General features: G+C 47.0%; 2 protein-coding genes. Both read left to right on the top strand.

Features of this window, described 5'->3' with window-relative positions; all coding sequences use genetic code 11:
* The first annotated feature begins 40 nt into the window (after positions 1–40).
* Entirely contained in the window at positions 41–583 is a 543-nt protein-coding gene (locus tag HT708_RS10960; RefSeq protein ID WP_001105678.1) for a hypothetical protein, read from the top strand.
* Positions 576–728: a hypothetical protein gene (locus HT708_RS10965; protein WP_000036642.1), complete on the top strand. Its 153-nt coding sequence runs from the start codon at positions 576–578 to the stop codon at positions 726–728. Before HT708_RS10960 ends, HT708_RS10965 begins: the two co-directional genes overlap by 8 nt.
* The last annotated feature ends 13 nt before the right edge of the window (positions 729–741 follow it).

A 741-nucleotide genomic window follows, 5' to 3' on the forward strand; every position in this document is an offset into this window, starting at 1 on the left:
TTTTTGACGAAACGCAAGCGAAAATGAAAGGAAATAAGGAATGAATTACGAAGTAGCAATCAATCCCTACTTGAAAGGTGGGGAAAATGTAACAGTTGTCGCAATCAAGATGGAAAACAAGGGGCGCTATTCTTATGAGCAGTGCGAATTGCCAGGTGACCACACACAGGATAGTGAGGACGCCCTTATCCAAGCGGTTTTGGAATTGGTTCGCACCGAACTTGACCCGACTAGTGCCATTGTCAAAAACCAAGAACAATTGGCTAAAACGACGGAAGCGCTGGAGAGAGCCAATCAGCTCATGGATGGCATGCAGAAGGTCAATCTCCAGAATGCTCAGGATATTGAGGATATCTTAGCGCGATTGGAAGAGCTGGAAGCTCAAGGAGAGCCTGACCAGGGGGAGAAAGAGGAGACCGACGAGGACACCCCTCAGGTTACGGACACAGAAAACCAAGCTGAAGAAGCACAACCAACCCCAGCGGTAGAAGATAAGAAAGAAAGCGAGAAAGAAGATGACATTTCTGAAACGACAAACCAAGAGAGCCCTAGTGAAGACAATGGAGGTAGCAGCAATGAGTAAGATTACACTAGACCAAGCCAAAATCGACATGTACATCAACCTACTGGAACGTGGAGCAGTTGACTTTTCATGGGTACATAAACGCTGGAAAGACCGTGTGCGCAAGGAATTGAAGCGACGTGGTTTGAGCCATCTGGCAAACTAGCGAGGTGTTTATG

The organism is Streptococcus sp. 3613 (genome assembly GCF_013277375.1).
Taxonomy (GTDB): Bacteria; Bacillota; Bacilli; order Lactobacillales; family Streptococcaceae; genus Streptococcus; species Streptococcus pseudopneumoniae.

Coding starts and splice junctions, on each gene's coding strand:
- HT708_RS10960 (WP_001105678.1), top strand. CDS start 41: ATGAATTACGAAGTAGCAATCAATCCCTACTTGAAAGGTGGGGAAAAT.
- HT708_RS10965 (WP_000036642.1), top strand. CDS start 576: ATGAGTAAGATTACACTAGACCAAGCCAAAATCGACATGTACATCAAC.